Below are 24,699 nucleotides of genomic sequence, written 5' to 3' on the forward strand. Positions count from 1 at the left end.
TCCCTTCGTACTGTCCCCGGTGCGTGCCCCGCGTGGGTCACGCCGTCGGCGCCGCCGAGGGCGGGGCCGTGCCGGCCCGCTCCGCGAGCCCAGGGAAGGCTACGCTCTTCCCGCGCCAGCGCACCGCCCGTACCGCCGCCTCCCGCAGCGCCTCCGCGGCCAGCGCCCGCCGCCCGCCCCCCGCCGCGCGCACCAGGTCGGCGTACACCCCGGCCACCCGGTCCTCCAGCTCGGCGGCGAGCCGCACGGCCGCCGCCGAGTCGGGAACCTGGAAGGGCAGCGCGTATCCGGCGGACGCGGCCACCGGCCGGCCCCCCAGGTCCTTCACCTCACGCACCAGCGCATCCCGGCGTGCCCGGTGCGCGTCGTACGCCGTGACCGCCTCGGCGCGCCGCCCGTCACCGATCCTCCCGCCGACGAGGCCGTAGCCGTACACAGCCGCGTGCTCGGCCGCCAGCGCGGCCTGCAGGGCCCGCAGCTCCCGGTCCTTCTCCTCGCTCACGCGTCCCCCTCCGTCAGCAGATACACGTGCGCCGCCCCGGCCGCCGCCACCGACGCCAGCAGTCGCGCCAGCTCCCCCGGCACTCCGCCCAGCGCCCTGGCCCGCCGGTCGGCGAGCTTCTTCTCCGCCGCGGCGAGCCCGGCGAGGGCGTCCTTGTCGTTGCCCGGCACGGCCGCGGACGCCGAGGGCGTGGCCGAGGAGGACGCCGAAGCCGAAGGGGACGCCGAGGGCGATGCCTTCCGGCCACCGCCGAGGGCCCGCGCGTGCCGCACGGTCTCCTCGCGCAGCGGCCGCAGCCGGCCCTCGAGCCCTGGCCGGGCGGAGATCACCGCGTCGTAGCGCTCCACGAGGGCCTCGCTGTCCCGGGCCGCACGCGCGCGTGCCCGGTCAGCGGCAGGCTGACCGTCGCCGGCCGGGCCGCCGGAATCCCCGCCGGTACAGCCCGTCAGGGCGAGGGCCGCCGGGGCGAGGGCCGCCGGGGCGACGGCGAGCAGGCTCCTTCTGCGCGGCCCCGAGCGGGCGGGCGGCGATAGGGGGAACGGCACGTCAGACGTCCTCGGGGCTCGTTTCGAGAAACATTCGAGAAAGAAGGGACTGCGAGGGCTGCACGCCCGTGATCACGGTACCCGGGCCCCCGCCCCGCATCACTCAGCGGCACCGTTCGTGACCGGGTGGACGGCAACACACCCCGCGACCGGATACCCTTTGATCAGACACGCGACCCATCCCACAACAGCACACGCGGCCGAGGAGTCACCCGGATGAGCACCACCCAGAGCGAGAGGCTGCGAGGACTGCTGGAGCCGCTCGTCACCTCTCAGGGCCTGGACCTCGAAGAGATCGAAGTGGACTCCGTCGGACGCAAGCGTGTGCTGCGCGTCGTCGTCGACTCGGACACGGGCGCCGACCTGGACCAGATCGCCGATGTGAGCCGCGTGCTCTCGGCGAAGCTCGACGAGACGGACGCGATGGGCGAGGGCGAGTACACCCTCGAGGTCGGTACCCCGGGCGCGGAGCGCCCCCTCACGGAACACCGGCACTACGTCCGCGCCACGGAGCGGCTGGTGAAGTTCCAGCTGGCCGAGGGCGGCGAGCTGGTCGCCAGGATCCTGAAGGTCGACGACGAGGGTGTCGACACCGAGGTGCCCGGGGTGAAGGGCCGCAAGGCCACCGCGCGCAGACTCGCCTTCGACGACATCGTCCGGGCGCGGGTCCAGGTCGAATTCAGCCGCAAGGACAAGAAGGAAGAGGAGGCGTAGCCGTGGACATCGACATGAGTGCCCTGCGGGGCTTGGTTCGGGAGAAGGAGATCTCCTTCCCCCTGCTGGTCGAGGCGATCGAGTCGGCCCTCCTCATCGCCTACCACCGCACCGAGGGAAGCCGCCGCCACGCGCGCGTGGAGCTCAACCGGGAGACCGGCCATGTGACCGTGTGGGCGAAGGAGGACCCCGACGACCTCGAGGAGGGCCAGGAGCCCCGCGAGTTCGACGACACCCCGTCCGGTTTCGGCCGTATCGCCGCCACCACGGCCAAGCAGGTCATCCTGCAGCGCCTGCGCGACGCCGAGGACGACGCGACGCTCGGTGAGTACGCCGGCCGCGAGGGCGACATCGTCACCGGCGTGGTCCAGCAGGGCCGCGATCCGAAGAACGTGCTCGTCGACATCGGCAAGCTGGAGGCCATCCTGCCCGTGCAGGAGCAGGTGCCGGGGGAGACCTACCAGCACGGCATGCGGCTGCGCAGCTACGTCGTCCGAGTCGCCAAGGGCGTCCGCGGTCCGTCCGTGACGCTGTCGCGCACGCACCCCAACCTGGTGAAGAAGCTCTTCGCCCTGGAGGTGCCGGAGATCGCCGACGGATCGGTGGAGATCGCCGCGATCGCCCGTGAGGCCGGCCACCGCACGAAGATCGCCGTACGGTCCACCCGCTCCGGCCTGAACGCCAAGGGCGCCTGCATCGGCCCCATGGGCGGCCGCGTGCGCAACGTCATGGGCGAGCTCAACGGTGAGAAGATCGACATCGTCGACTGGTCGGAGGACCCGGGCGACATGGTGGCGAACGCGCTGTCCCCGGCCCGGGTCTCCAAGGTGGAGATCGTGGACATGGCGACCCGGTCGGCCCGGGTGACCGTGCCCGACTACCAGCTGTCGCTGGCCATCGGCAAGGAGGGGCAGAACGCCCGCCTCGCGGCCCGGCTGACCGGCTGGCGGATCGACATCCGACCGGACACGGAGCCCGCCGGGAACAGCTCCGAGGAATAGATCCAAGCCGCGCGCCGTTCAGATCACGACAGGTTCACGCGCGCCAACTGTTCGATCCCTGCCCCAAAGGGGTGAGGGGTGTACGGGGAGGTAGACTTAGCAGTGTCTGGCCGGACGCGCGCCCGCGCATGCCCTGAACGCACCTGCGTGGGGTGTCGGGAGCGAGCGACCAAGGCCGAACTGCTGCGGATCGTAGCGATCAAGGACACATGCGTCCCTGATCCACGCGGTACGCTGCCCGGCCGGGGTGCGTACGTACACCCCGCACCGGTCTGTCTCGACCAGGCGGTACGCCGCCGTGCGTTCCCGAGGGCACTGCGCGTCCCGGGACCGCTCGACACAAAGGCGTTGCGCCGATACGTCGAGCAGACGACAGTTGCCGAGCAGGCAACACGGTAAGACGTGCCGTACGGAACCCCGTGCGGCTAGGTACCTCGCGAGTCGAAAGCAGGTCGAGATTGCGATGAGCACTCGATGAGTACGCGATGAGTACGCCCATGAACTAGCGACGGTCCGGACGCAACCCGGACCTCAAAGGAGCGAAGTGGCTAAGGTCCGGGTCTACGAACTCGCCAAGGAGTTCGGCGTCGAGAGCAAGGTCGTCATGGCCAAGCTCCAGGAACTCGGTGAATTCGTCCGTTCGGCGTCTTCGACGATCGAAGCGCCTGTTGTACGCAAGCTGACGGACGCCCTCCAGCAGGGCAGCGGAGGCGGCAAGTCCGCCCCTGCCCGCAAGGCTGCCCCGGCGAAGCCGGGCGCCCCCTCTCCGGCGCAGGCGGCCCGTCCGGCCGCCCCGCGCCCGCCGGCCCCCAAGCCGGCCGCCGAAGAGAAGCCCGCGGCTCCGGCCGCGCCCGCCTCTCCCGGCCCCCGTCCCACCCCGGGCCCGAAGCCCGCGCCGCGGCCCGCCCCGGCGTCCCCGGCTCCGACCACGCCCGAGTTCACGGCACCCCCGGCGGCTCCCGCCGCACCGGCCGCCTCTCAGGGCCAGGGCGGCCAGGGCGGCCAGGGCGGCCAGGGCTCCGGCCCGCGTCCGGGCGCCCCGCGTCCGGCCGGCCAGGCGCGTCCGGGTGCTCCGCGTCAGGGCGGTTCCGGCCAGGGAGGCCAGGGCCGCGGTGACCGTGGCGACCGTCCCGGCGCTCCGCGCCAGGGTGGCGGCGCCCCGCGTCCGGGTGCCCGTCCGGCGGGCCCCCGCCCGGGCAACAACCCGTTCACCTCTGGTGGCTCCACCGGCATGGCGCGCCCGCAGGCGCCCCGTCCGGGCGGTGCCCCGCGTCCCGGCGGCCCCGGTGCGCCCGGTGGCGCCCCGCGTCCGCAGGGCCAGGGCCAGGGCGGCCCCCGTCCGCAGGGCGCCGGCGGCGGTCCTCGTCCGCAGGCTCCGGGCGGCGCGCGTCCGACTCCGGGCGGCATGCCCCGCCCGCAGGGCGGCGGCCCGCGTCCCGGCGGCGGTCCCGGTGGTCCGCGTCCCAACCCCGGCATGATGCCGCAGCGTCCTGCTGCCGGCCCGCGTCCCGGCGGCGGTGGCCCCGGCGGCCGCGGTCCCGGTGGCGGCGGTCGTCCCGGTGGTGGCGGCGGCGGTCGTCCGGGTGGCGGCGGCTTCGCCGGCCGTCCCGGTGGCGGCGGTGGCGGTTTCGCCGGTCGTCCCGGTGGTCCCGGTGGCGGTGGCGGCGGTTTCGCCGGTCGTCCCGGTGGTCCCGGCGGCGGTGGCCGTCCCGGCTTCGGTGGCCGTCCCGGTGGTCCCGGTGGCCGTGGTGGCACGCAGGGTGCCTTCGGTCGTCCCGGTGGTCCCGCGCGTCGTGGCCGCAAGTCGAAGCGGCAGAGGCGCCAGGAGTACGAGGCCATGCAGGCCCCGTCGGTCGGCGGTGTGATGCTGCCTCGCGGCAACGGCGAGACCGTTCGCCTGTCGCGCGGTGCCTCGCTCACCGACTTCGCGGAGAAGATCAACGCCAACCCGGCGTCGCTCGTCGCGGTCATGATGAACCTCGGCGAAATGGTCACGGCCACGCAGTCCGTGTCCGACGAGACGCTGCACCTCCTCGCCGGCGAGATGAACTACACGGTTCAGATCGTCAGCCCCGAGGAGGAGGACCGCGAGCTCCTCGAGTCCTTCGACATCGAGTTCGGCGAGGACGAGGGCGACGAGGAGGACCTGATGGTCCGCCCGCCCGTCGTCACCGTCATGGGTCACGTCGACCACGGTAAGACCCGGCTCCTCGACGCCATCCGCAAGACGAACGTCATCGCGGGCGAGGCCGGCGGCATCACCCAGCACATCGGTGCCTACCAGGTCGCGACCGAGGTCAACGAAGAAGAGCGCAAGATCACCTTCATCGACACCCCGGGTCACGAGGCGTTCACCGCCATGCGTGCCCGTGGTGCGCGCTCGACGGACATCGCGATCCTGGTCGTCGCGGCCAACGACGGCGTCATGCCGCAGACGGTCGAGGCGCTCAACCACGCCAAGGCGGCCGAGGTCCCGATCGTCGTCGCGGTCAACAAGATCGACGTCGAGGGCGCCGACCCGACCAAGGTGCGCGGTCAGCTGACCGAATACGGCCTGGTGGCCGAGGAGTACGGCGGCGACACCATGTTCGTCGACATCTCCGCCAAGCAGGGTCTGCACATCGACTCCCTGCTGGAGGCCGTGGTCCTCACGGCCGACGCCTCGCTCGACCTGCGGGCCAACCCGCACCAGGACGCGCAGGGCATCTCGATCGAGTCCCGTCTCGACCGCGGCCGCGGTGCCGTGTCGACGGTCCTCGTCCAGCGCGGCACCCTCCGGGTCGGCGACACCATGGTGGTCGGCGACGCGTACGGCCGAGTCCGGGCGATGCACGACGACAACGGCAACAGCGTGGCCGAGGCCGGCCCGTCGACGCCGGTCCAGGTCCTGGGCCTGACCAACGTCCCGGGTGCGGGCGACAACTTCCTGGTGGTCGACGAGGACCGTACGGCCCGTCAGATCGCCGAGAAGCGCGCCGCCCGCGAGCGGAACGCCGCGTTCGCCAAGCGCACGCGCCGCGTGTCGCTGGAGGACCTGGACAAGGTGCTGAAGGCCGGCGAGGTCCAGCAGCTGAACCTGATCATCAAGGGTGACGCTTCCGGATCGGTCGAGGCCCTCGAGTCCTCGCTGCTCCAGCTGGACGTCGGCGAAGAGGTCGACATCCGGGTCCTGCACCGCGGCGTCGGTGCGGTCACGGAGTCCGACATCGACCTGGCCATGGGCTCCGACGCCATCGTCATCGGCTTCAACGTGCGCGCCGCCGGGCGTGCGCAGCAGATGGCCGAGCGCGAGGGTGTCGACGTCCGGTACTACTCGGTCATCTACCAGGCGATCGAGGAGATCGAGGCGGCCCTCAAGGGCATGCTCAAGCCGGAGTACGAAGAGGTCGAGCTCGGCACGGCGGAGATCCGCGAGGTCTTCAAGTCGTCCAAGCTGGGCAACATCGCGGGTGTTCTCATCCGCTCCGGCGAGGTCAAGCGCAACACCAAGGCGCGCCTCATCCGCGACGGCAAGGTGATCGCGGAGAGCCTCAACATCGAGGGCCTGCGTCGCTTCAAGGACGACGTCACCGAGATCCGCGAAGGGTTCGAGGGCGGTATCAACCTCGGCAACTTCAACGACATCAAGGTCGACGACGTCATCGCGACGTACGAGATGCGCGAGAAGCCGCGCGTCTGACCTGAGTCACGATCGGGGCCGATCGGCGGGGTTTATTCCGTCGATCGGCCCCGGCCGTTGCGTGTACGGTTCCCGTATCGGCGTCGAAGCGTGGCGCCCGTACCCCGAACCGGCGGGACATCCGGATACACACATGTACGTGGGGACTCTGTCCTTCGACCTGCTCCTCGGCGACGTCCACTCGCTCAAGGAGAAACGCTCTCTCGTCCGTCCGATCGTGGCAGAACTCCAGCGCAAGTACGGGGTGAGCGCGGCCGAGACGGGCAATCAGGACCTCCACCGCAGGGCAGAGATCGGGCTCGCGGTGGTCTCAGGGGAGACGGGACACCTCACCGACGTCCTGGACCGCTGTGAGCGGCTCGTCGCCGGGCGGCCCGAAGTCGAACTGCTCTCGGTTCGACGCAGGCTCCACAGCGACGAAGACTGAAGCAACAAGTAAGCACTTAAGGAGACGGACCAGTGGCCGACAACGCGCGGGCTAAGAGGCTGGCGGACCTCATCCGAGAGGTGGTGGCCCAGAAGCTGCAGCGCGGGATCAAGGACCCGCGGCTGGGCTCGCACGTCACCATCACGGACACCCGGGTCACGGGCGACCTCAGGGAGGCGACCGTCTTCTACACGGTGTACGGGGACGACGAGGAGCGCGCGGCGGCCGCCGCCGGCCTGGAGAGCGCCAAGGGCATCCTGCGCTCCGAGGTGGGCCGCGCCGCCGGTGTGAAGTTCACGCCGACCCTGGCCTTCGTCATGGACGCCCTCCCGGACAACGCCCGTGCCATCGAGGACCTCCTCGACAAGGCGCGCATGTCCGACGAGAAGGTGCGTGAGGCGTCCGCGGGCGCGAAGTACGCCGGCGACGCCGACCCGTACCGCAAGCCCGACGAGGACGACGAGACGGACGACAGCGCCGAATGACCCAGAAGCACACCACGCCCGACGGCCTTGTCATCGTCGACAAGCCGTCGGGCTTCACTTCGCACGACGTCGTCGCCAAGATGCGCGGCATCGCCAGAACGCGACGCGTCGGGCACGCCGGCACCCTCGACCCCATGGCGACGGGCGTTCTCGTCCTCGGCGTCGAGAAGGCCACCAAGCTCCTCGGCCACCTCGCGCTGACCGAGAAGGAGTACCTGGGCACCATCCGGCTCGGACAGAACACCCTCACGGACGACGCCGAGGGGGACATCACCTCCTGTGCCGACGCCTCCAAGGTCACCCGGGACGCGATCGACGCCGGCATCGCCGAGCTGACCGGCGACATCATGCAGGTGCCGTCCAAGGTCAGCGCCATCAAGATCAACGGCGTGCGGTCGTACAAGCGGGCCCGTGAGGGCGAGGAGTTCGAGATTCCGGCCCGGCCCGTGACGGTCTCCTCCTTCGGCGTGTACGACGTCCGGGACGCCGTCGCCGACGACGGCACGGCCGTACTCGACCTGGTCGTCTCGGTCGTCTGCTCCTCCGGCACCTACATCCGGGCCCTGGCCCGCGACCTGGGCGCCGGTCTGGGCGTCGGCGGTCACCTCACCGCCCTGCGCCGCACCCGCGTCGGCCCCTACAAGCTGGACGCGGCCCGCACCCTCGACCAGCTCCAGCAGGAGCTGACCGTGATGCCGATCGCCGAGGCCGCCACCTCCGCGTTCCCCCGCTGGGACGTCGACGCCCGGCGGGCCAAGCTGCTCACCAACGGCGTGCGGCTGGAGATGCCCGAGACGTACGGGGGCGCCGGCCCGGTCGCCGTCTTCGACCCGGAGGGCCGCTTCCTCGCGCTCGTCGAGGAGCACCGGGGCAAGGCCAAGAGCCTGGCCGTCTTCGCCTGACGGAGGAACCCGGGGCCGGTGTCCGCCCGTGGAGCGGCAGCCACGGGGTACCTCCACTGCCGCCGCTCCACGGTCCCCCTCGGTTCCCCCACCCCTAGGTGTATCCAGCCGTCCCCGTTCCTTCACCCGTTCGTGCAGGCGCTCGGAGTGAACCGGGGGAGCGGAGGGGGGCGCTTTCACGGAGCGATCTGTCCCGCTGATCATCCCGCCCCTACTGTCGAACACAAGGGCACGGGTGTACGGCGGGGAGGCTCGACGATGGCGTCGCGGAACCGGTCCCGGGAGACGGACGACGGCCCACAAGGCTCCCCGGACGTCTCCGGACCAGCACGGCACGAGGACGGGGCGGATCCCGGTGACGCCCTCGTCCGCATCCACGACCTGGCCGGCCGCCCGCGCGGCACCGGCTTCCTGGCCGACCACCACGGCACGCTGATCACCAGCCACGAGGCCGTCGACGGCCTGCCCCGGCTCGTCCTGTACGGCGCCGGGGACCGCCGCCGGGTCGTGTCCGCCGACGCGGTCACCCCGCTGCCCGCACTGGACCTGGCCCTCGTGCGGACCGAGGGGCTCGGCCTGCGGCCGCTGCCCGTCACCGTGCGGGAGGAAGCCGGAACCGGCACCTATGTGCGGATCGCCGCCGGCGGCTGGCGCGAGGCACGGCTGCTGGGCGCGACCGCCGTGACGTACGCGGCCACGGACCGCTGCCACCGCCTCGACGCACTGGAACTGGCGGTCGGCACCGCAGGACGGGACGCGCTGCGGCTGGGCGGCGGAGCGGCCGGCGGCCCCGTGCTCGACGCCGGGACCGGTGCCGTGGTCGGGGTGCTGGGCACCGCCCTCAGCTCCGATCACCGCGATGTCGGGTTCGCCGTACCGCTGCATTCCCGGCTCCCCGGTGCCCCGCAGCCACTGGCCCACGTGCTCGCCGAGAACGCGGCGACGGTTCCCGCGTACGGCGCGGACCTCAACCCGGCCGGGGTGCTGGACCTCACCGCCGCCTCGGTGGCACTGGCGGGCCCGCCCGGCGGCACCGGTGTCCCGCAACCGGTCGAACGGGCGGCCGTGGCAGCCGGGTTCACCGCGTTCACAGACGGCCCGGCGGCCGTGCTCGGCCTCGTCGGCCCCCCGGGCAGCGGCCGTACGACGGAACTCGCGGCGCTCGCCGAGCGGCGCCGACGAGACGGGCGGCCCACGCTCTGGCTGCGCGGCTGTGAACTGCGGGACGGCGACGGGTCGGTGGCGGACGCGGCGCGCCGGGCGCTGGACCGGGCCGCCCCCGCCGTGGCCCCCTCCGCTCCGGCCGGCCCGGGCGACATCACGCCCGAACGCCTGGCCCACCTCGCCCGGTCCGCGGGCCGCCCGCTGCTGCTCCTGCTCGACGCCCCCGAGGAGATGCCGCCGGCTCTCGCCCGCCGTCTGACCGACTGGACGGACCGGACCACGCGGTGGCTGCGGGAGACGGGAGCCAAACTGGTGGTGGCGTGCCGGGCGGAGTACTGGGAGGCCGCGTCCTTCCCGGCGGAGCCGTGCGTGGGTCTCGGCGACCTCACCGAGAGCGAGGCGCGGGAGATGTGCCGGAGCCACGGCATCGCCGGTCGCGACCTCGCCCCGGCCGACGCCCGGCATCCCCTCACCCTCGGTCTGCTCGCCGAGGTCCGGGCGGCCCTCACCGAGGCCCCCGAGGCCCCCGAGGCGTTCGAGGCCGACCGGAACGACGTCTTCGCGGCCTACCTCGACCTGATGTCCCTGCGGATCGCCCAGCGCCTGGCGGCGGGCGACGGCCTGCACGGCACCGCCGTACGCCGCCTGGCCGCGAAGGTCGCCGGGCAGGTGCACGAGGCCGCCCGGCGCAGTCTCGGACCGGGGCCGGGGGACCTGGACCCGGAGGCGTTCGCGGCGGTGTTCCCGTGGGGGACCGCTCCGGAACGGCTCGGCGGCGGCAGCGGCTGGGCGTCGGCCGTGCTCGCAGAGGGCCTGCTGGTGCCCGCCGGACCCGGCTACCGCTTCGCGCACGAAGGGCTCGCCGACTGGCTCCAGGGCATGCACCTCGACCTCGACGAAGCCCTGCACGCCCTCGTCCACCGCGGCGAAGACGCCCAGTCCGACCCGGTGCCGCACCACCGCATCGGTCCGGTCGTCCAGGCCCTGCTCTGCCTCGGCCGCCAGCACGGCCCGGTTCGGCTGGCCTCCCGCCTGGCCGACCTGGTGCACGCCCTGGACGCCGATCCACGCTCCTGGTGGGCCGTCCGGCTCCTCGCCGGGACGCTGTCGGCCCTGCCCGACGCGGCGCCGTACACAGAGGCGCTGCGGCTGCTCGCCGACCGGATCGTGGCCTGGAGGCGGCAGGAGCGGCCCGTGCCCGAGGAGGTCGGGCCCGCCTTCTGGACCGGCCTACGGCTCCCGGAGGAGGCACGCTGCGCCCTGCTGCGGCGGCTGGTCCACGCCGACGGGCCGCCGTGCGAGGCCGGCCCCCGCTTCCTGGACGCCGTCGCCGGACTCCTCGCCGCCGACCCCGCCGCCGTGCAACCGCGGCTCGCCCGCTGGTTCGACGACGAGCAGCCGTTGCCCGCCACCCCGCACGCGACCGTGGCCACGGCCGCGCAGGCGCTGCTGCACACCCACCGCCTCGGCGCCCTGGACGGTCTGACCGACGTGCTCGTCGACCGTGCGCACCGGCGGGCCGACGAACTGCTCGCGGTGCTGGCCGAGGAGGAGCCGTCGGCGGTGTGCCGGGCCGTCGACCGGTGGGCGCGCGACGAGCGGCCCGCGCGGCGGAGCGCCGCGGTGGTGCACGGACTGCGCGTCGCGCCGCACGTGAGCACCGGAGGCGACCGCGCCCTCCTGCGCTACGCGGCCCTCACCCTGCTCGCCCGTCCCGCCGACCGTGACCTGCACGGCGGCGCGCTCGCCCTCCTCGTCCAGGACCCGCACACCCGGGCCCGCTACCTCCCCCGGGCACTGGAGCACTTCGCGGCGGGGGACCCGCGGTTCTCGCCGGACGCGCTCGCCGGTGCCCTCCTGACCGACCCAGAGCCGGTCCTCGCGGCCTTCGCGGCCCGGCTGGAGCGGCCGGACGCGGAGGAGGCCCTGCGGGCCCTCGCCGACGCCGCTCCGCCCGGACTGGCCCGGCGGGTCGCCGCGCTGGTGTGCCGGGCGGCTGAGCTGCGGCCGGAACTCGCCGGGCAGACGGCCGCGTACGCCGACCAGCGGCTCGACCGGGGCCCGGCCGCCCGGCCCGTGCTCCTGCCGCTGGTCACGGGCCTGCTGGAGGACGGCCCGGTGCGGCTGCGCTGCGCCCTGGCCGCCGCTCTCGCCCCGCCCGGCATCCCCGCCTCGCGTCCGCTGCGCAGTGAACTGCGCGACGCGCTCCTGGCCCGCGAGCACGACACCGACGTCCTGGACGCGCTCCTGCACGCCGCCGCCCGCAACGGCGGGGACGACCTGCGCGACCTCGTCCGCCGCATCGGACTGCTCCTCGTGCGCACCCCGGAGGGCGCCACCCGTTTCGACCGCGCCCTGGTCGACCTCGGTCGGCACGTGCCCGGCTTCGCCGCCCGCGCGGCCGCCTGGCTGGCCGAGGCGCCCGAGGAGTGGGCGGCGCTGGTCGGGCCGAGTTCGCACCGGATGATCGAGAACCTGGCGGGTGCGGGCGTCCCCGCGTGAGCGGGCTCCCGGTCGCCGGGCCGCCGTACGGTGTCGTGCGCCCTGTCACAGCCCCCATGCCGATGCGGGCAGCGGGCACCCGGCATGGCACCCTTAGTCCTGCGCACGAGGCAACCAGGGACAACGACCGGACACGGGTTCGACGAGCTTTCGACAAGGAGCAGGCACAGTGCAGCGCTGGCGTGGCTTGGAGGACATCCCCCAGGACTGGGGGCGCAGCGTCGTCACCATCGGCTCCTACGACGGAGTGCACCGCGGGCACCAGCTGATCATCCGGCATGCCGTGGACCGCGCCCGGGAGCTGGGCGTGCCCGCCGTCGTCGTCACCTTCGACCCGCACCCCAGCGAGGTCGTACGCCCCGGCAGCCACCCGCCGCTGCTCGCCCCGCACCACCGCCGCGCCGAACTCATGGCCGGCCTGGGCGTGGACGCGGTGCTCATCCTCCCCTTCACGACCGAGTTCTCGAAGCTGTCCCCGGCCGACTTCGTCGCCAAGGTCCTGGTCGACAAGCTGCACGCCAAGGCGGTCGTCGAGGGCCCCAACTTCCGCTTCGGTCACAAGGCCGCCGGGAACGTGGAGTTCCTGTCCACGCAGGGCAAGACCTACGACTTCGAGGTCGAGGTCGTCGACCTGTACGTGACCGGTGCGGCGGGCGGCGGCGAGCCGTTCTCCTCCACGCTGACGCGGCGGCTGGTCGCCGGGGGAGACGTCGAGGGCGCGGCGGAGATCCTGGGCCGGCCGCACCGGGTGGAGGGCGTCGTCGTCCGGGGCGCCCAGCGGGGGCGCGAAATGGGCTTCCCCACGGCCAACGTCGAGACGCTGCCGCACACGGCCATCCCGGCCGACGGTGTGTACGCCGGCTGGCTGCACGCTCAGGGCGAGGCGATGCCGGCCGCGATCTCCGTGGGGACCAATCCGCAGTTCGAGGGAACCGAGCGCACGGTGGAGGCTTACGCCATCGACCGGGTGGGGCTCGATCTGTACGGCCTCCATGTCGCCGTCGACTTCCTGTCGTTCGTGCGGGGGCAGGCCAGGTTCGACACGCTGGACGCGCTGCTGGAGCAGATGGCCGAGGACGTCAAGCGCTGCCGGGAACTGGTGGCGGCGGCCGAGCGGTCCGCCTGACCTCCCTGGCACCGCCGCCGACTCGCTACGCGCTCGCGGCCTCGTCCGGGTGGAGGGCGTCGAGGATGAGGGTGAGACCGAAGGCGAACTCGTCGGCGTAGTCGTAGCCGGGCTTGAGGACGTGCTCGGTGGCCAGTTCGGTGAGGTGGGGGTAGGTGTCGGCGGGCATGTCGCGCACGATGGCGCCCGCCACCTCGTCCAGCTCGGCGGCGCCTCTGAACGGCAGGCTCAGCTCCTGGAGCACGAACCCGTACAGATAGCTGTCGATCAGCGAGACGGCGTGCGCCGCCATGGGGACGGAGAATCCTCCGGCGCGCAGCGTTCCGATGACGGCGTCGTGATGGCGCAGGGTCGCCGGGCCGGGCTGGGAGCGGGAGTCCATGAGGCCGACGGCCCAGGGGTGGCGCCGCAGTACGGCACGGGCGGAGTCCGCGCGGTGGCGCAGGGCACTCTTCCAGTCCGTGTCGCGCGGCGGTAGGTCGATCTCGTCGAACACCGCGTCCACCATGCCGTCGAGGATGTCTTCCCGGCCCGCGACGTGGTGGTAGAGCGACATCGCCTCGACGCCGAGTGGTTCGGCGATGGCCCGCATGGTGAGCGCGTTCGCCCCCTTCTCGTCCGCCACCGCCACCGCTGTGCGGATCACGCGCTCGCGACTGAGCGGAGTGCGCTCCGACGCCCCCCGCCGGCCCTTCTTCCCCGCACCCATCCGGCCCTCCTGCTCGCTTTTCGCCGTGCGCTTCCCTTGACCGCCTTACGGCATAAGGCTAGCTTGCCTTACAACATAAGGTAGGCATCCCGGCGAAGGGGGCTGCGCCATGGACACGGAACGCGTGAAGAAGGTCTGCGTCATCGGGGCTTCGGGGAAGCTCGGGCAGTACATGGTCGGGCACGCGCTGGAGCGCGGCTACGAAGTGGTCGGGGTGTGCCGGGAACGCAGCGTGCCGAAGCTGGCCGCGTTCGAAGGCCGGATCACCGTCGTCCCCGGAGACACGAACGACCCGGAGGTGATCCGGCGGGCGGTCGCCGGGTGCGACGGGGTGCTGACGGTGCTGGTGCCGTGGGGTGTACGGCAGTACGCGTCGGGCACGGCGCAGGCGGTGCTCGACCACGCACGGCCGGGCGCGCGCCTGGTCTTCTCCTGCGGCTGGCACATCACCCGCGACGGCAAGGACAGGTACTCACGGCTGTTCGTCCTGGGCGTACGGATCGCCACCGTGCTGGCCAAGCTCGTCCGCGCCGTCGAACTCGACGACCAGGTCGAGGCGTGCCGACGGGTGTTCGCCAGCGACACCCGGTGGACCGTGGTGCGCGGCAGCTCCCTGGAGGAGGGCGAGAGCCAGGGCCTGCCCGTGTGGAGCCGGCACGTGGGCGACCCGGTACTGGCCGGCAACCTGACGCGGCGGGTGGACTTCGCCCTGTTCATGGTGCACGCCCTCACCGACGACACGCTCGTCCAGGAGGCCCCGGCGATCGTCGGCTGCCGGACCCCCAGCGCCCTCGCCCACGCCGGGGGGCCACAGCACTAGCCGGGCTGTCCGCCCGGCTTCGCCTTCAGCGCGTCGCCCAGTGGCATGCCACCTGGGCCGTGCCGCCGCCGTCGAGGATCTCCGGATCCTGGGTGCGGCACGCGTCCGCGACACCCGCCCGTTCCGCCTCGCCGCCCGCGAGGATCTGGCAGCGGGCGTGGAAGCGGCAGCCCGACGGGACGCGGGAGGGATCCGGGGGCTCGCCCGTGAGGACCACCGGGGCGCCCGGGGCCTCGGGGAGGACGGACAGCAGTGCCTGGGTGTACGGGTGCCGGGGGGCCGTCAGCACCTGCTCCACCGCCCCCGTCTCCACGATCCGGCCCAGGTACATCACGGCGACCCGGTCGGCGATGTTCCACGCCAGACCCAGGTCGTGCGTGACGACCAGGGCGGACAGGCCCAGCTCGGTGCGCAGCCGGAGCAGCAGGGCGAGGATCTCGCCGCGTACCGAGGCGTCGAGGGACGCCACCGGCTCGTCGGCGACGAGGAGTTCGGGCTCCAGGACGAGCGCGCCCGCGATGACGACGCGCTGGCGCTGCCCGCCGGACAGTTCGTGCGGGTAACGCAGGAAGAAGCGCTCCGGGGGCCGTAGCCCCGCCCGGGACAGGGCCTCGGCGACCGCCGTGCGTTCGTCGCCGCCGTAGCGGTGGATGCGCAGTCCCTCGGCGACCGCGTCGTACACCGTGTGCCGGGGGTTGAGCGAGCCGCTCGGGTCCTGGAGGACCAGCTGGACGCGTTTGCGGTAGGCCTTCAGGGACCGGCCGGAGTAGTCCAGGGGGCGGCCGTCGAAGGTGACCCGGCCGGCCGTCGGCTCGACCAGACCGAGCAGGCTGCGGGCCAGGGTCGTCTTGCCGCAGCCGGACTCGCCGACCAGCGCGACGATCTCGCCCGGACGGATGTCGAGGCCGACCCCGTCCACCGCGCGGGCCCGGGGGCCGCCGTGCCGTCCGGGGAAGGTGACGTGGAGGCCCTGGGCGCTGAGCAGTGGGGCCGTGGTGACCTCGGGGGACGTGGGGGAGATGGTCATGGCGTGCTGGGCCTCGCTTCCTCCAGGGCTTCCGGTTCCCCGGCCGAGCCCTCACCGCGGGTCACCGGTTCCCGGACTGCCTCGCCGGTTGCGGGTGCCGCCGTCGCCCGCTCCTCACGGGCCCTGTCTCCCGGCGGCCCGACCAGCACACACGCCGCCCGGCGCTCCGGCCCCGCAGCGCGCAGCGCCGGGTCCTGCTCGGCACACGACTCCAGCGCCACCGGACACCGGGGATGGAACGTGCAGCCGGACGGCAACGCCGCCGGGTCCGGCGGGTCGCCCGCCAGCCCCTGCGGGGCGAACCGGGACGCCGGGTCGCCGATGCGCGGAAACGCGGCCGACAGGGACCGGGCGTACGGGTGCCGGGCGTCCTCGTAGACCTGCTGAGCCGGCCCCTCCTCGACCACCCGGCCCGCGTACATCACCGCGAGCCGGTCGCAGGTGTCGGCGAGGACCGCCAGGTCATGGCTGATCATGATCAGGCCGAGGTCCTGGTCCGCGACGAGCTGCTCGATGAGCCGGAGGATCTGGGCCTGGATCATCACGTCGAGTGCGGTCGTCGGCTCGTCCGCGATGATCAGCCGGGGATCGCAGGCCAGGGCCATGGCGATCATGACGCGCTGGCGCTGGCCGCCGGACAGCTCGTGCGGGTAGGCGCCGGCACGGGCCGCCGGGAGACCGACCTGCTCCAGCAGTTCACCGGCCTTCTTCTTCGCACCGGCCGCGGTGGCCTTCCGGTGCAGCACGATCGGCTCGGCGATCTGGTCGCCGATGCGGTGCACGGCGTTGAGGGAGTGCATCGCGCCCTGGAAGACGACGGAGGCCCCGGCCCAGCGGACCGCCCGGACCCGGCCCCACTTCATGGCCAGCACGTCCTCGCCGTCGAGGAGCACCTCCCCGGTGATCCGCGCGCCCGCCGGCAGCAGCCGCAGCAGGGCCAGCGCCAGCGTCGACTTGCCGCAGCCCGATTCGCCGGCGAGGCCGAGCTTCCGGCCCGCCTCCAGGCGCAGATCGACCCCGCGCACGGCGGCCGCCCCGCCCGCGTACGTCACGGTCAGGTTCCTGACGTCGAGCAGACTCAACGCGACACCCCCAGCCTGGGGTTCAGGACGGACTCCACGGCCCGCCCGCACAGCGTGAACGCCAGCGCCACCACGGCGATGGCGATGCCCGGCGGCACCAGGTACCACCAGTCCCCGGCACTGACCGCGCCCGCCTCCCGCGCGTCCTGGAGGAGCCCGCCCCACGACACGACCGTGGGGTCGCCGAGGCCGAGGAAGGCGAGGGTCGCCTCGGCGAGGATGGCCGAGGAGATGATCAGGGTCGTCTGGGCCAGGACCAGCGGCATCACGTTGGGCAGGACGTGCCGGGACATGACGTGCCCGTGGCCGCCGCCCAGCGCCTGCGCCCGCTCGATGTACGGCCGGGTCTCCACGGCGAGGGTCTGGGCGCGCACCAGCCGGGCCGTGGTCGGCCAGGTGGTGACGCCGATCGCGACGACGGTCGTGGTCAGCGACCGGGACATCACGGTCGCCAGGGCGATCGCCAGCACCAGCGTCGGCATGACCAGGAACCAGTCGGTGATCCGCATCATCACCGTCGCGTACCAGCCCTTGAAGTGCCCCGCCGTCACCCCGATCAGCGTGCCGATCGCCACCGACAGCACGGCGGCGAGCAGCCCGACCAGCAGCGACACCCGCGAGCCCCAGATCACCAGGCCCAGCAGATCCCGCCCGAACTGGTCGGTGCCGAGCGGGAACGCGGCGCTCGGGCTCTGCATCGGACGCCCCGGCGCGTCCGTCACGCTGCTCACGTCGGAGCCGACGAACAGCGGTGCGAACAGCGCCAGCAGCGCGCACAGCGAGAGCGCGGTCAGGCCGTACAGCCCCGCCCGTTCGGAGCGGTACTGCCGCCAGAAGCGGGCGACGGACGCCCTGCGGCGCTGCCGGGCGAGGGCGCGCGGGCTCGTGGCCGTGCCGGTCGACGTCGTCATCGGGCCACCCGGGGGTCCAGCAGCGGATAGACCAGGTCGGCGAGGGTGTTCATCAGGATCACCGCGGCGGCGAACACGAAGAAGAGCCCCTGCACGAGCGGCAGATCGGGCACGCTCAGCGCCTGGTAGAACAGCCCGCCGAGGCCGGGCCAGGAGAACACCGTCTCCACGAGGATCACACCCGCCACCGTCCGCCCGAGGTTGATGAAGATCAGCGTCACGGTCGGCAGCAACGCGTTCGGCACGGCGTGCCGACGGCGGACGAGGTCGTCGCGCAGCCCCTTGGCCCGCGCGGTCGTCAGGTAGTCGCTGCCCATCTCGTCGAGCAGCGCCGACCGCGTGACCAGCAGCGTCTGCCCGTACTCCACGGCCACCAGCGTCACCACCGGCAGCACCAGATGGTGCGCCACGTCGAGCACGTATGCGAAGCCCTCCTCGCCGCCCGACTCCATGCCGCCGGTCGGGAACATGCCGGGCAGCGGGCCGATGCCCACCGACAGCACGATGATCAGCAACAGTCCCAGCCAGAAGGACGGGATGGAGTACAGCGTCAGCGCGAGGCCCGTGTTGAAGCGGTCGCCGAGCTTGCCGTGCCGCCATGCCGACCGGGTGCCGAGGAAGATGCCCAGCGCCGTGTAGAGGACGAAGGCGGTACCGGTGAGCAGCAGGGTGTTCGGCAGCGCCTCGGTGATCTTGTCGACGACGGGGGCGCGGAACTGGTAGGACGTCCCGAAGTCGCCCGTGAGCGCCTTGCCGCAGTAGCCCGTGAACTGCCGCCACAGCGGCAGGTCGAGCCCGAACTCCTCACGATAGGCGGCCAGCTGCTCCGCCGACACCTGACGGCCGCCCGTCATGGTCTTCACCGGGTCCCCCGGGATCAGCCGGAAGAGGAAGAAGCTGGTCACGAGGACGGCCAGCAGCGATACGGCGGCACCGGCCACCTTGCCCGCCAGGTACCGCGGGTACGCGGAGCTCTTGCGCACCCGGGGCCCGGCCGCCGTCCGCTGCTCGTCCTCGACCAGCGCGGGGGTCGCGTCAGCGGTCATGGGTACCCGCTCGCCGCTTCACTCGCGTTCCTCGGCGGTGGCCCGCCGCCGCATCGCCGCGAAGGCGCCCAGCCCGGCCAGGACCAGGACACCCGCGACGACCCCGACCACCACGCCCGTCGACGACGCGTTGTCCGATGATCCGCCGGAGTCGGCCGGGACCGCCGACCACCAGCTCCAGTAGCCGTCCTGGCCGTAGATGTTGCCCGCCTTCGCCGGCATGGTCGTGATCGACTTGATCTGGTCCGTCCGGAAGGCCTCGACCGCGTTCGGATACGCCATGACGTTCATGTACCCGAGGTCGTACAGCCGCGACTCCATCTGCTTGACGATGTCCGCCCGTTTGGCGGGGTCGTACTCGGTGAGCTGCCGGGCGTAGAGCTCGTCGTACCTCTTGTCGCAGATGAAGTTGTCCGTCGCTCCCGTCTCCTCGGGGGTCGCCGGGAGGGCACCGCAGGTGTGGATGGACAGCACGAAGTCCGGGTCGGGGTTGACCGACCAGCCGTCGAACGCCAGATCGTACTTGCCGGCCAGCCACGGGTCGGTCACGTTGTCCAGGCAGTTGAGCCGGACGCCGATGCCGAGCTCGCCCCACCACTCCTGGAGGTACTTGCCGACCGCCTTGTCGTTCGGGTCGGTGGCGTGGCACAGCACGCGGTAGGTGATGGGCTTGCCGTCCTTGCCGACGCGTTTGCCGTCGCCGTTCTTCTTGTAGCCCGCCTGATCGAGCAGCCGGGCCGCCTCGGCCGGGTCGTACGCCAGCTTCTGGCTCGCGGACGGCTTCCAGAAGTAGTCCTGGAAGCGCGGCGGGATGTAGCCCTCGCCCTCGACGGCGTGGCCCCGGAACACCTTGTCGATGATGGCCTCGCGGTCCACGGCCCGGAACAGGGCGTTGCGCACCCGCTGGTCCAGCAGGGAGGGATGGCCGTCACCGAACTTCTTGCCGTTCTTCGCCTTCGCGCCCGGGTTGGTGGCGAGGGCGTAGAAGCGGCGGCCGGGGGCGTCGTTGACCTGGATGTCCTCCGCGCCCTTCAGGGACTCCGCCTGAGCGGGCGTCAGGGACGGGGACCCGGCGACGAAGGACACCTCGCCCTTGCGCAGCGCCGACACGGCCGCGTCCTGGTCCTTGTAGTAGCGGAAGACCAGCTCGTCGAACTTCGGCGAGCCGCGCCAGAAACTCTTGTTGGCCTTGAGCCGGACGTAGCTGTCGGCCTTGTAGCCGCTCAGCACGAACGGCCCGTTCCCCACGACGGGGAAGTTCTTGTCGTTGTTGAACTCGGAGAAGTCCGAGACCTTCTCCCACACGTGCTTCGGCACGATCGGCACGTCCAGCGCGGCCATCGTGGCCTGCGGCTTCTTCAGCTCGATGACCAGTTCGGTGGGGCTCGGGGCCGTCACCTTCCGGAAGTTCCCGACGTAGCTGCCGTTCGCCGTGGCCGCGCCGGTGTCGGTCATCATCTTGTTGAAGGTCCACGCCGCGTCCTCGGCGGTGGCCTGCTCGCCGTCCGACCACTTCGAGTTGGAGCGGATCGTGTACGTCCAGGTCAGCTTGTCCGGCGACGGCTCCCACTTGGTGGCCAGGCCCGCGATGGCGTGGTTGTCCTTGGGGTCGTAGTTGGTCAGGTACTCGTACATGAGCCGGTGGATGCTCGTACTGAGCAGCCGAACCGCCAGGAACGGGCTGAGCGAGTCCACGCTCTGCGCCACGGCGACGGTCAGCACCTTCTTGCCGTCGTCGGCCGCCCGGGCCTGCCGGGGCGCCGGATCGAGCGGGGTCGCGAGACCGGCTGTGAGGGTGAGCGCGGCGGCCCCGGCCAGGGCGACGAGCCGGAGGCCGTGCGGGAGGCTGCGCTTCTGATCGTTCGTGCCCATGGTCGGACCTCGCGTCATCGCTCGGACGGGAAGGACGGGTTGATCAGCTGTCAGATGCGTGATGTGTGTGTACCAGCGGCCGTCTCCACCCGTCAACGGCGTGTTCACCCCTTGTGGCCTGCGGAAATAACGAATTGGCGAGCATTTCGCACTCATTGGTCGAGACCACTGACGCGCTCCTGGCCAGGGCCTGGCAACGGATTTCGCCCCTGAACGCGCCGAGGCCCGCGCCGAGTCGAACGGCGCGGGCCGGGCGGGGATCGGCCCCTCGAAAAGGGGCCGATCGGGTGAGGCGGTTACTGCGTCGGAGGCGGGGGCGGTGGGGTCTGTCCGTCGGGCTGGGGGTAGCCGTAGCCGGGCTGCGGGGGAGCGGCCGGGGGCTGGCCCGGCTGGGGGTAGGGCTGGCCGGGGTGGGCTGCCGGTTGGCCCGGTTCCTGCCCCGGCTGCCCGGGCTGCCCGGGCTGCGGGTAGGGCGGCTGCTCCGCGGCCTGTGGGTACGGCTGTCCCGCGGCCTGTGGGTACGGCTGCCCAGGCTGGGCGTACGGCTGTCCGGGGTGGGCGTACGGCTGGCCGGGCTGCGGATGCGGCTGTCCGGGGTGGGCGTACGGCTGCTGTGGCTGTGGCTGTGGCTGCTGCGGGTACGGGCCAGGCTGACCGGGAGCCGGCTGCTGCTGCCCGGGGTACGGGGGCTGCCCCGGCTGGGCGTAGGGCTGACCGGGCACGGGCTGTCCCGGGATGGCCTGTCCGGGCATGGCCTGTCCGGGCATCGGCGGGGCCGCGACCGGCGGCGGGTTGCCGTCGGAGGTCCACAGGCCGTGTGCCTGCTGGTGGCGGGTGAGGTCCTCGGCGACCATCGCCGCGAGGTTGAAGTACGCCTCGCGCACCTTCGGCCGCATCATGTCGAGGTCGACCTCGGCACCGGCGGCGAGATGCTCGTCGAACGGCACGACGACGACGCCCCGGCAGCGCGTCTCGAAGTGCGACACGATGTCCTCGACCTTGATCATCTTGCCGGTCTCGCGGACCCCGGAGATGACGGTGATGGACCGCGAGACGAGGTCGGCGTACCCGTGCGCGGACAGCCAGTCCAGCGTCGTGCTCGCACTGCTCGCCCCGTCGACCGACGGCGTCGAGATGATGATGAGCTGGTCGGCGAGGTCCAGCACACCGCGCATGGCGCTGTACAGCAGACCGGTACCCGAGTCGGTGAGGATCACCGGGTACTGCTTGCCCAGCACGTCGATCGCGCGCCGGTAGTCCTCGTCGTTGAAGGTCGTGGACACGGCCGGGTCGACGTCGTTGGCGATGATCTCCAGACCGGAGGGCGCCTGGGACGTGAACCGCCGGATGTCCATGTACGAGTTGAGGTACGGGATCGCCTGGACGAGGTCGCGGATGGTGGCCCCGGTCTCCCGCCGAACTCGGCGCCCGAGGGTGCCGGCGTCCGGGTTGGCGTCGATCGCGAGGATCTTGTCCTGCCGCTCGGTGGCGAGCGTGGAGCCCAGCGCGGTGGTCGTGGTCGTCTTGCCGACACCGCCCTTGAGACTGATGACCGCGATCCGGTAGCAGGACAGCACGGGCGTACGGATCAGGTCCAGCTTCCGCTGCCGCTCGGCCTCCTCCTTCTTGCCACCGATCTTGAACCGGCCGCCACCGGCCGCCGGACGGCTGCTCTTCGCCTTCTGCTTCTTGCTGTTGAGCAGCCGGTCGGACGACAGCTCAACGGCGGCGGTGTAACCGAGCGGTGCCGCACCGGGGTTGGTCGGCTGCCGCTGGTCGTGCTGCATGGGCTGCGGCCAGGCGGCACCGGAACGGGGGTCCACCGGCTGCTGCGGCTGCGGCTGCCCGGCGTGCGGCTGCCCCGACGGGTCGGGCTGCCCGGCGTGCGGCGGCTGAGCCCCGGGCTGTGGCTGGGCGTGCGGGGGTACGCCGGGCTGTGTCTGGGGCTGTGGCTGCTGGGCCGGCGGCTGCGGGAAGCCGTAACCGCCCTGGGCGTTGGGGGCGCCGGGGTGCGGGAAGCCGTAACCGCCCTGGGGGTTGGGCGCGGCCGGGGCGGGGGCGCCCGGCTGTGGGAAGCCGTAGCCGTCCTGCGGGGTCGGGGCGGGGGCGGGCGGAGGGGCGGGGTGCTGGGCCGAGGGCTGTTGTGCGGCCGGGGCGGGGGCGCCCTGTTGTGGGAAGCCGTAGCCGCCCTGGGCGTTCGGCGCCGCCGGGGCCTGGGCCCCCGGGTGCGGGAAGCCGTAAGCCCCGGCCTGCGGTACGGGCTGGGCGGGCGGCGTCGGTCCGGGCTGCTGGTTCCATGCGGCGGGCGCGGGCTGCGGCGCCTGCGGCTGGAACGGCGGCTGCTGTGCCGGGACGTAGGGCTGCGGCGGCACCGGAGGCTGTCCCTGGGCGGCCGTCGGCTGCGGCTGAGCGGGCGCGTCTGCGCCCGAGGGCCGGGCCTGGGGCTGCTGCGGCGGCGGCACGGGCCACTCGCCCGCCGGGGCCGGAGCGGCCGGCTGGTACGACGGCGGCAGCGGTGGCACGCCTTGCGGGGGCGGGGGAGCGGAGTCGGACGGAGTGCTCTGCCGGGCATCGGACGAGGCCGCTACGGCCGGTGCGGCGTCCTCCGGCTCGTTCTGCGCGGGAGCGGCGTCGGCGGGAGGCACGTCGGCCGGCTCGGCGGCAGGCGCCACCGAGTCCTCGCGCTCCTGCTCGGCCCCGGCCGGCGCCGCGTCGTCAGGCTCGTCGGAGTCCCGCTGCGCGTCGTCGGGCTGTGCCTGCTCGGTCTCCGCGTCGTCGCCCTCGGCGTCCTCGGCCTCGGCGTCCCCCGGCCCGGCGTCCGGGGTCTCGGTTCCCTCGGGTGCTGCGACCTGCGGCTCAAGGGCCTCGGGGGCCGCGTCCTCGGCCTGCGGCCGGGTGTCCTGCGGCTCAGGCTCCTCGATGGGCGGCACGTCGGTGAAGGAATCCGCGTCCAGCGCGTACTCCGAAACCGCGGCGGAGTCGTCGGCCTGCGCACCGGGGCCTTCGTCCTCCACGTCATCGGCACGGGTCCTGCTGCCGGCCCCGTCGGCGTCCTCCGCATCGGTGACGTCGGGTGCATCGGGCGCGGAAACCGCCTGAGCAGCGGCATGCTCCTCGATCTCCCGCTTCAGGGCGACGGCGGAGAAGCGCATGGTGGCACCGCTCTCCAGATCGCCGTTCTCCGGCTCCGCGGCATCACCGGAGGCCGCGGCGGCCGGAGCCTCGGAGGTGGGCGGAGTTCCGGGGCCGGCCGGAGCCTCGGAAGTGGTCGGAGTCCCGGGGGTGGCCGGAGTCTCCGGAGCGGCAGGCGGAGTCGCCGCAGCCTCGGGAACGGCCGGTGCCTCCGGCGGAGCCGGCGGCGTCCACGGCGACTGAAAGCCACCGACGGGGATGTTCGGCACAGCCGTGGGAGAGGCCGCGCCACCCGCGGGCGCCTCGGTCTGCCCCTGCGGCCGGCCCTGCGGCTGCGAACTCTCCGGCTGCGAGCCCTGCGGCTGTGAGCCCTGCGGCTGTGAGCCCTGCGGTTGCGAGCCCTGCGGTTCGAATCCGCTCCCCATCGGAAGCCTGGGCACGGCCGAGGGTCCCCCCGATGAAGGCGCGGGCGGCGCCGGCGGCGTGAAGGGCGTCCCCGTCGCGGGCGCGGGAGGTGTGAACGGAGCGCCCGGAGCGGGCGCCGGCGCGGGCGGGGTGAAGGGCGCCCCGGGCGCCGGAGCCGGTGCGGAGGCCTGCCCCGGCACGGACGGCGGAAGGGACGAAGGTCCACCGGAAGGGTTGGCATGGGGCGGCGGAGTCAGTCCGGGGAGCGGCGGCACGGGCCCCCTCGGCATCCCGGAAACTCCAGGCGTCCCGGCCCCCGCGGCTCCGGAACTCCCGCGGGCACCGGAAGCCCCGTCGACCCCGGGACCCCCGGGCGCGCCGGAAGCCCCCGGCCCGGAACCCCCGGGCGCCCCCGAAGCACCGGAATGCTCGGACGCCCCCGCCCCCTGCCCGGAACTCGCGTTGCCCGAGGCGTTCTGCGTGTACCAGGCGGGCGGCGCGTAGTCGATGGTGAACTCGCCCGTCATCTCTGCTGCGGACTCCGCGTCGGGCTGGTCATCGCCGGGTGTCGCCCAGCCCCCGCGGTTCCCGTCCCGATCGCTGCTCACAGTGTTCCTCCTGGTGTGGTCGAGCACCCTCATGCCGTGC

The 24,699-nt window shown here is 73.1% G+C and carries 19 protein-coding genes; 10 read left to right on the forward strand and 9 right to left on the reverse strand.

Going from position 1 to position 24,699, the window contains the following annotated elements:
* Positions 1–37 precede the first annotated feature (37 nt).
* A complete protein-coding gene (locus tag ACFY9S_RS24405) occupies positions 38–502 on the reverse strand; it encodes a DUF4439 domain-containing protein (RefSeq protein WP_391131907.1) in 465 nt (154 codons plus the stop codon).
* Positions 499–1,047 (reverse strand): hypothetical protein, encoded by a 549-nt coding sequence (locus tag ACFY9S_RS24410; RefSeq protein ID WP_391131908.1) that lies wholly within the window; start codon positions 1,045–1,047, stop codon positions 499–501. Before ACFY9S_RS24410 ends, ACFY9S_RS24405 begins: the two co-directional genes overlap by 4 nt.
* A 216-nt stretch (positions 1,048–1,263) precedes the next feature.
* On the opposite strand from ACFY9S_RS24410, the gene rimP reads away from it, so the two are divergent.
* From rimP to ACFY9S_RS24455, 9 genes are all read left to right on the forward strand, one after another.
* Entirely contained in the window at positions 1,264–1,761 is a 498-nt protein-coding gene (gene rimP, locus ACFY9S_RS24415; RefSeq protein ID WP_391131910.1) for a ribosome maturation factor RimP, read from the forward strand.
* 2 nt (positions 1,762–1,763) lie between these two features.
* Complete coding sequence (nusA, locus tag ACFY9S_RS24420; protein ID WP_062929377.1) at positions 1,764–2,762, forward strand: transcription termination factor NusA; 999 nt, start codon at positions 1,764–1,766, stop codon at positions 2,760–2,762.
* A 102-nt stretch (positions 2,763–2,864) separates the two neighbouring features.
* Positions 2,865–3,161, forward strand: a complete 297-nt coding sequence (locus ACFY9S_RS24425; RefSeq protein ID WP_102913855.1) for a YlxR family protein — start codon at positions 2,865–2,867, stop codon at positions 3,159–3,161.
* Positions 3,162–3,306: 145 nt separating this feature from the next.
* A complete protein-coding gene (infB, locus tag ACFY9S_RS24430; RefSeq protein WP_391131913.1) occupies positions 3,307–6,441 on the forward strand; it encodes a translation initiation factor IF-2 in 3,135 nt (1,044 codons plus the stop codon).
* A gap of 133 nt (positions 6,442–6,574) precedes the next feature.
* Positions 6,575–6,868: a DUF503 domain-containing protein gene (locus ACFY9S_RS24435; protein WP_030853207.1), complete on the forward strand. Its 294-nt coding sequence runs from the start codon at positions 6,575–6,577 to the stop codon at positions 6,866–6,868.
* 32 nt (positions 6,869–6,900) lie between these two features.
* Positions 6,901–7,353, forward strand: coding sequence for a 30S ribosome-binding factor RbfA (gene rbfA / locus ACFY9S_RS24440; RefSeq protein WP_102912767.1), 453 nt, complete (start codon positions 6,901–6,903; stop codon positions 7,351–7,353).
* A complete protein-coding gene (gene truB / locus ACFY9S_RS24445) occupies positions 7,350–8,255 on the forward strand; it encodes a tRNA pseudouridine(55) synthase TruB (protein ID WP_391131915.1) in 906 nt (301 codons plus the stop codon). The genes rbfA and truB overlap by 4 nt, the downstream gene beginning before the upstream one ends.
* Before the next feature lie 258 nt (positions 8,256–8,513).
* Positions 8,514–11,921 carry a trypsin-like peptidase domain-containing protein gene (locus ACFY9S_RS24450; protein ID WP_391131917.1) on the forward strand — a complete coding sequence of 1,136 codons (3,408 nt, stop codon included), beginning with the start codon at positions 8,514–8,516 and terminating at the stop codon, positions 11,919–11,921.
* Between the two features lie 169 nt (positions 11,922–12,090).
* A complete protein-coding gene (locus tag ACFY9S_RS24455) occupies positions 12,091–13,047 on the forward strand; it encodes a bifunctional riboflavin kinase/FAD synthetase (protein WP_391131919.1) in 957 nt (318 codons plus the stop codon).
* Between the two features lie 25 nt (positions 13,048–13,072).
* Here the strand turns inward: ACFY9S_RS24455 and ACFY9S_RS24460 are convergent, their stop codons facing one another.
* Entirely contained in the window at positions 13,073–13,756 is a 684-nt protein-coding gene (locus ACFY9S_RS24460; protein WP_391131921.1) for a TetR/AcrR family transcriptional regulator C-terminal domain-containing protein, read from the reverse strand.
* A 109-nt stretch (positions 13,757–13,865) separates the two neighbouring features.
* Here ACFY9S_RS24460 and ACFY9S_RS24465 point away from each other — a divergent pair, with 109 nt between their 5' ends.
* Complete coding sequence (locus ACFY9S_RS24465; protein WP_391131922.1) at positions 13,866–14,576, forward strand: NAD(P)H-binding protein; 711 nt, start codon at positions 13,866–13,868, stop codon at positions 14,574–14,576.
* 25 nt (positions 14,577–14,601) lie between these two features.
* Here the strand turns inward: ACFY9S_RS24465 and ACFY9S_RS24470 are convergent, their stop codons facing one another.
* The 6 genes from ACFY9S_RS24470 to ACFY9S_RS24495 form a co-directional block, all read right to left on the reverse strand.
* A complete protein-coding gene (locus ACFY9S_RS24470) occupies positions 14,602–15,603 on the reverse strand; it encodes an oligopeptide/dipeptide ABC transporter ATP-binding protein (RefSeq protein WP_391131924.1) in 1,002 nt (333 codons plus the stop codon).
* Positions 15,600–16,685 (reverse strand): oligopeptide/dipeptide ABC transporter ATP-binding protein, encoded by a 1,086-nt coding sequence (locus ACFY9S_RS24475; RefSeq protein WP_391131926.1) that lies wholly within the window; start codon positions 16,683–16,685, stop codon positions 15,600–15,602. Before ACFY9S_RS24475 ends, ACFY9S_RS24470 begins: the two co-directional genes overlap by 4 nt.
* Complete coding sequence (locus tag ACFY9S_RS24480) at positions 16,682–17,596, reverse strand: ABC transporter permease subunit (protein ID WP_391131928.1); 915 nt, start codon at positions 17,594–17,596, stop codon at positions 16,682–16,684. Before ACFY9S_RS24480 ends, ACFY9S_RS24475 begins: the two co-directional genes overlap by 4 nt.
* Positions 17,593–18,642: an ABC transporter permease subunit gene (locus tag ACFY9S_RS24485; protein WP_391131930.1), complete on the reverse strand. Its 1,050-nt coding sequence runs from the start codon at positions 18,640–18,642 to the stop codon at positions 17,593–17,595. The genes ACFY9S_RS24480 and ACFY9S_RS24485 overlap by 4 nt, the downstream gene beginning before the upstream one ends.
* 18 nt (positions 18,643–18,660) lie before the next feature.
* A complete protein-coding gene (locus tag ACFY9S_RS24490; RefSeq protein ID WP_391131932.1) occupies positions 18,661–20,514 on the reverse strand; it encodes an ABC transporter substrate-binding protein in 1,854 nt (617 codons plus the stop codon).
* Positions 20,515–20,810: 296 nt separating this feature from the next.
* Positions 20,811–24,692 (reverse strand): SCO5717 family growth-regulating ATPase, encoded by a 3,882-nt coding sequence (locus tag ACFY9S_RS24495; RefSeq protein ID WP_391131934.1) that lies wholly within the window; start codon positions 24,690–24,692, stop codon positions 20,811–20,813.
* Positions 24,693–24,699 lie beyond the last annotated feature (7 nt).

The sequence above is a fragment of the Streptomyces sp. NPDC012474 genome, from assembly GCF_042955185.1.
GTDB lineage: Bacteria > Actinomycetota > Actinomycetes > Streptomycetales > Streptomycetaceae > Streptomyces > Streptomyces cahuitamycinicus.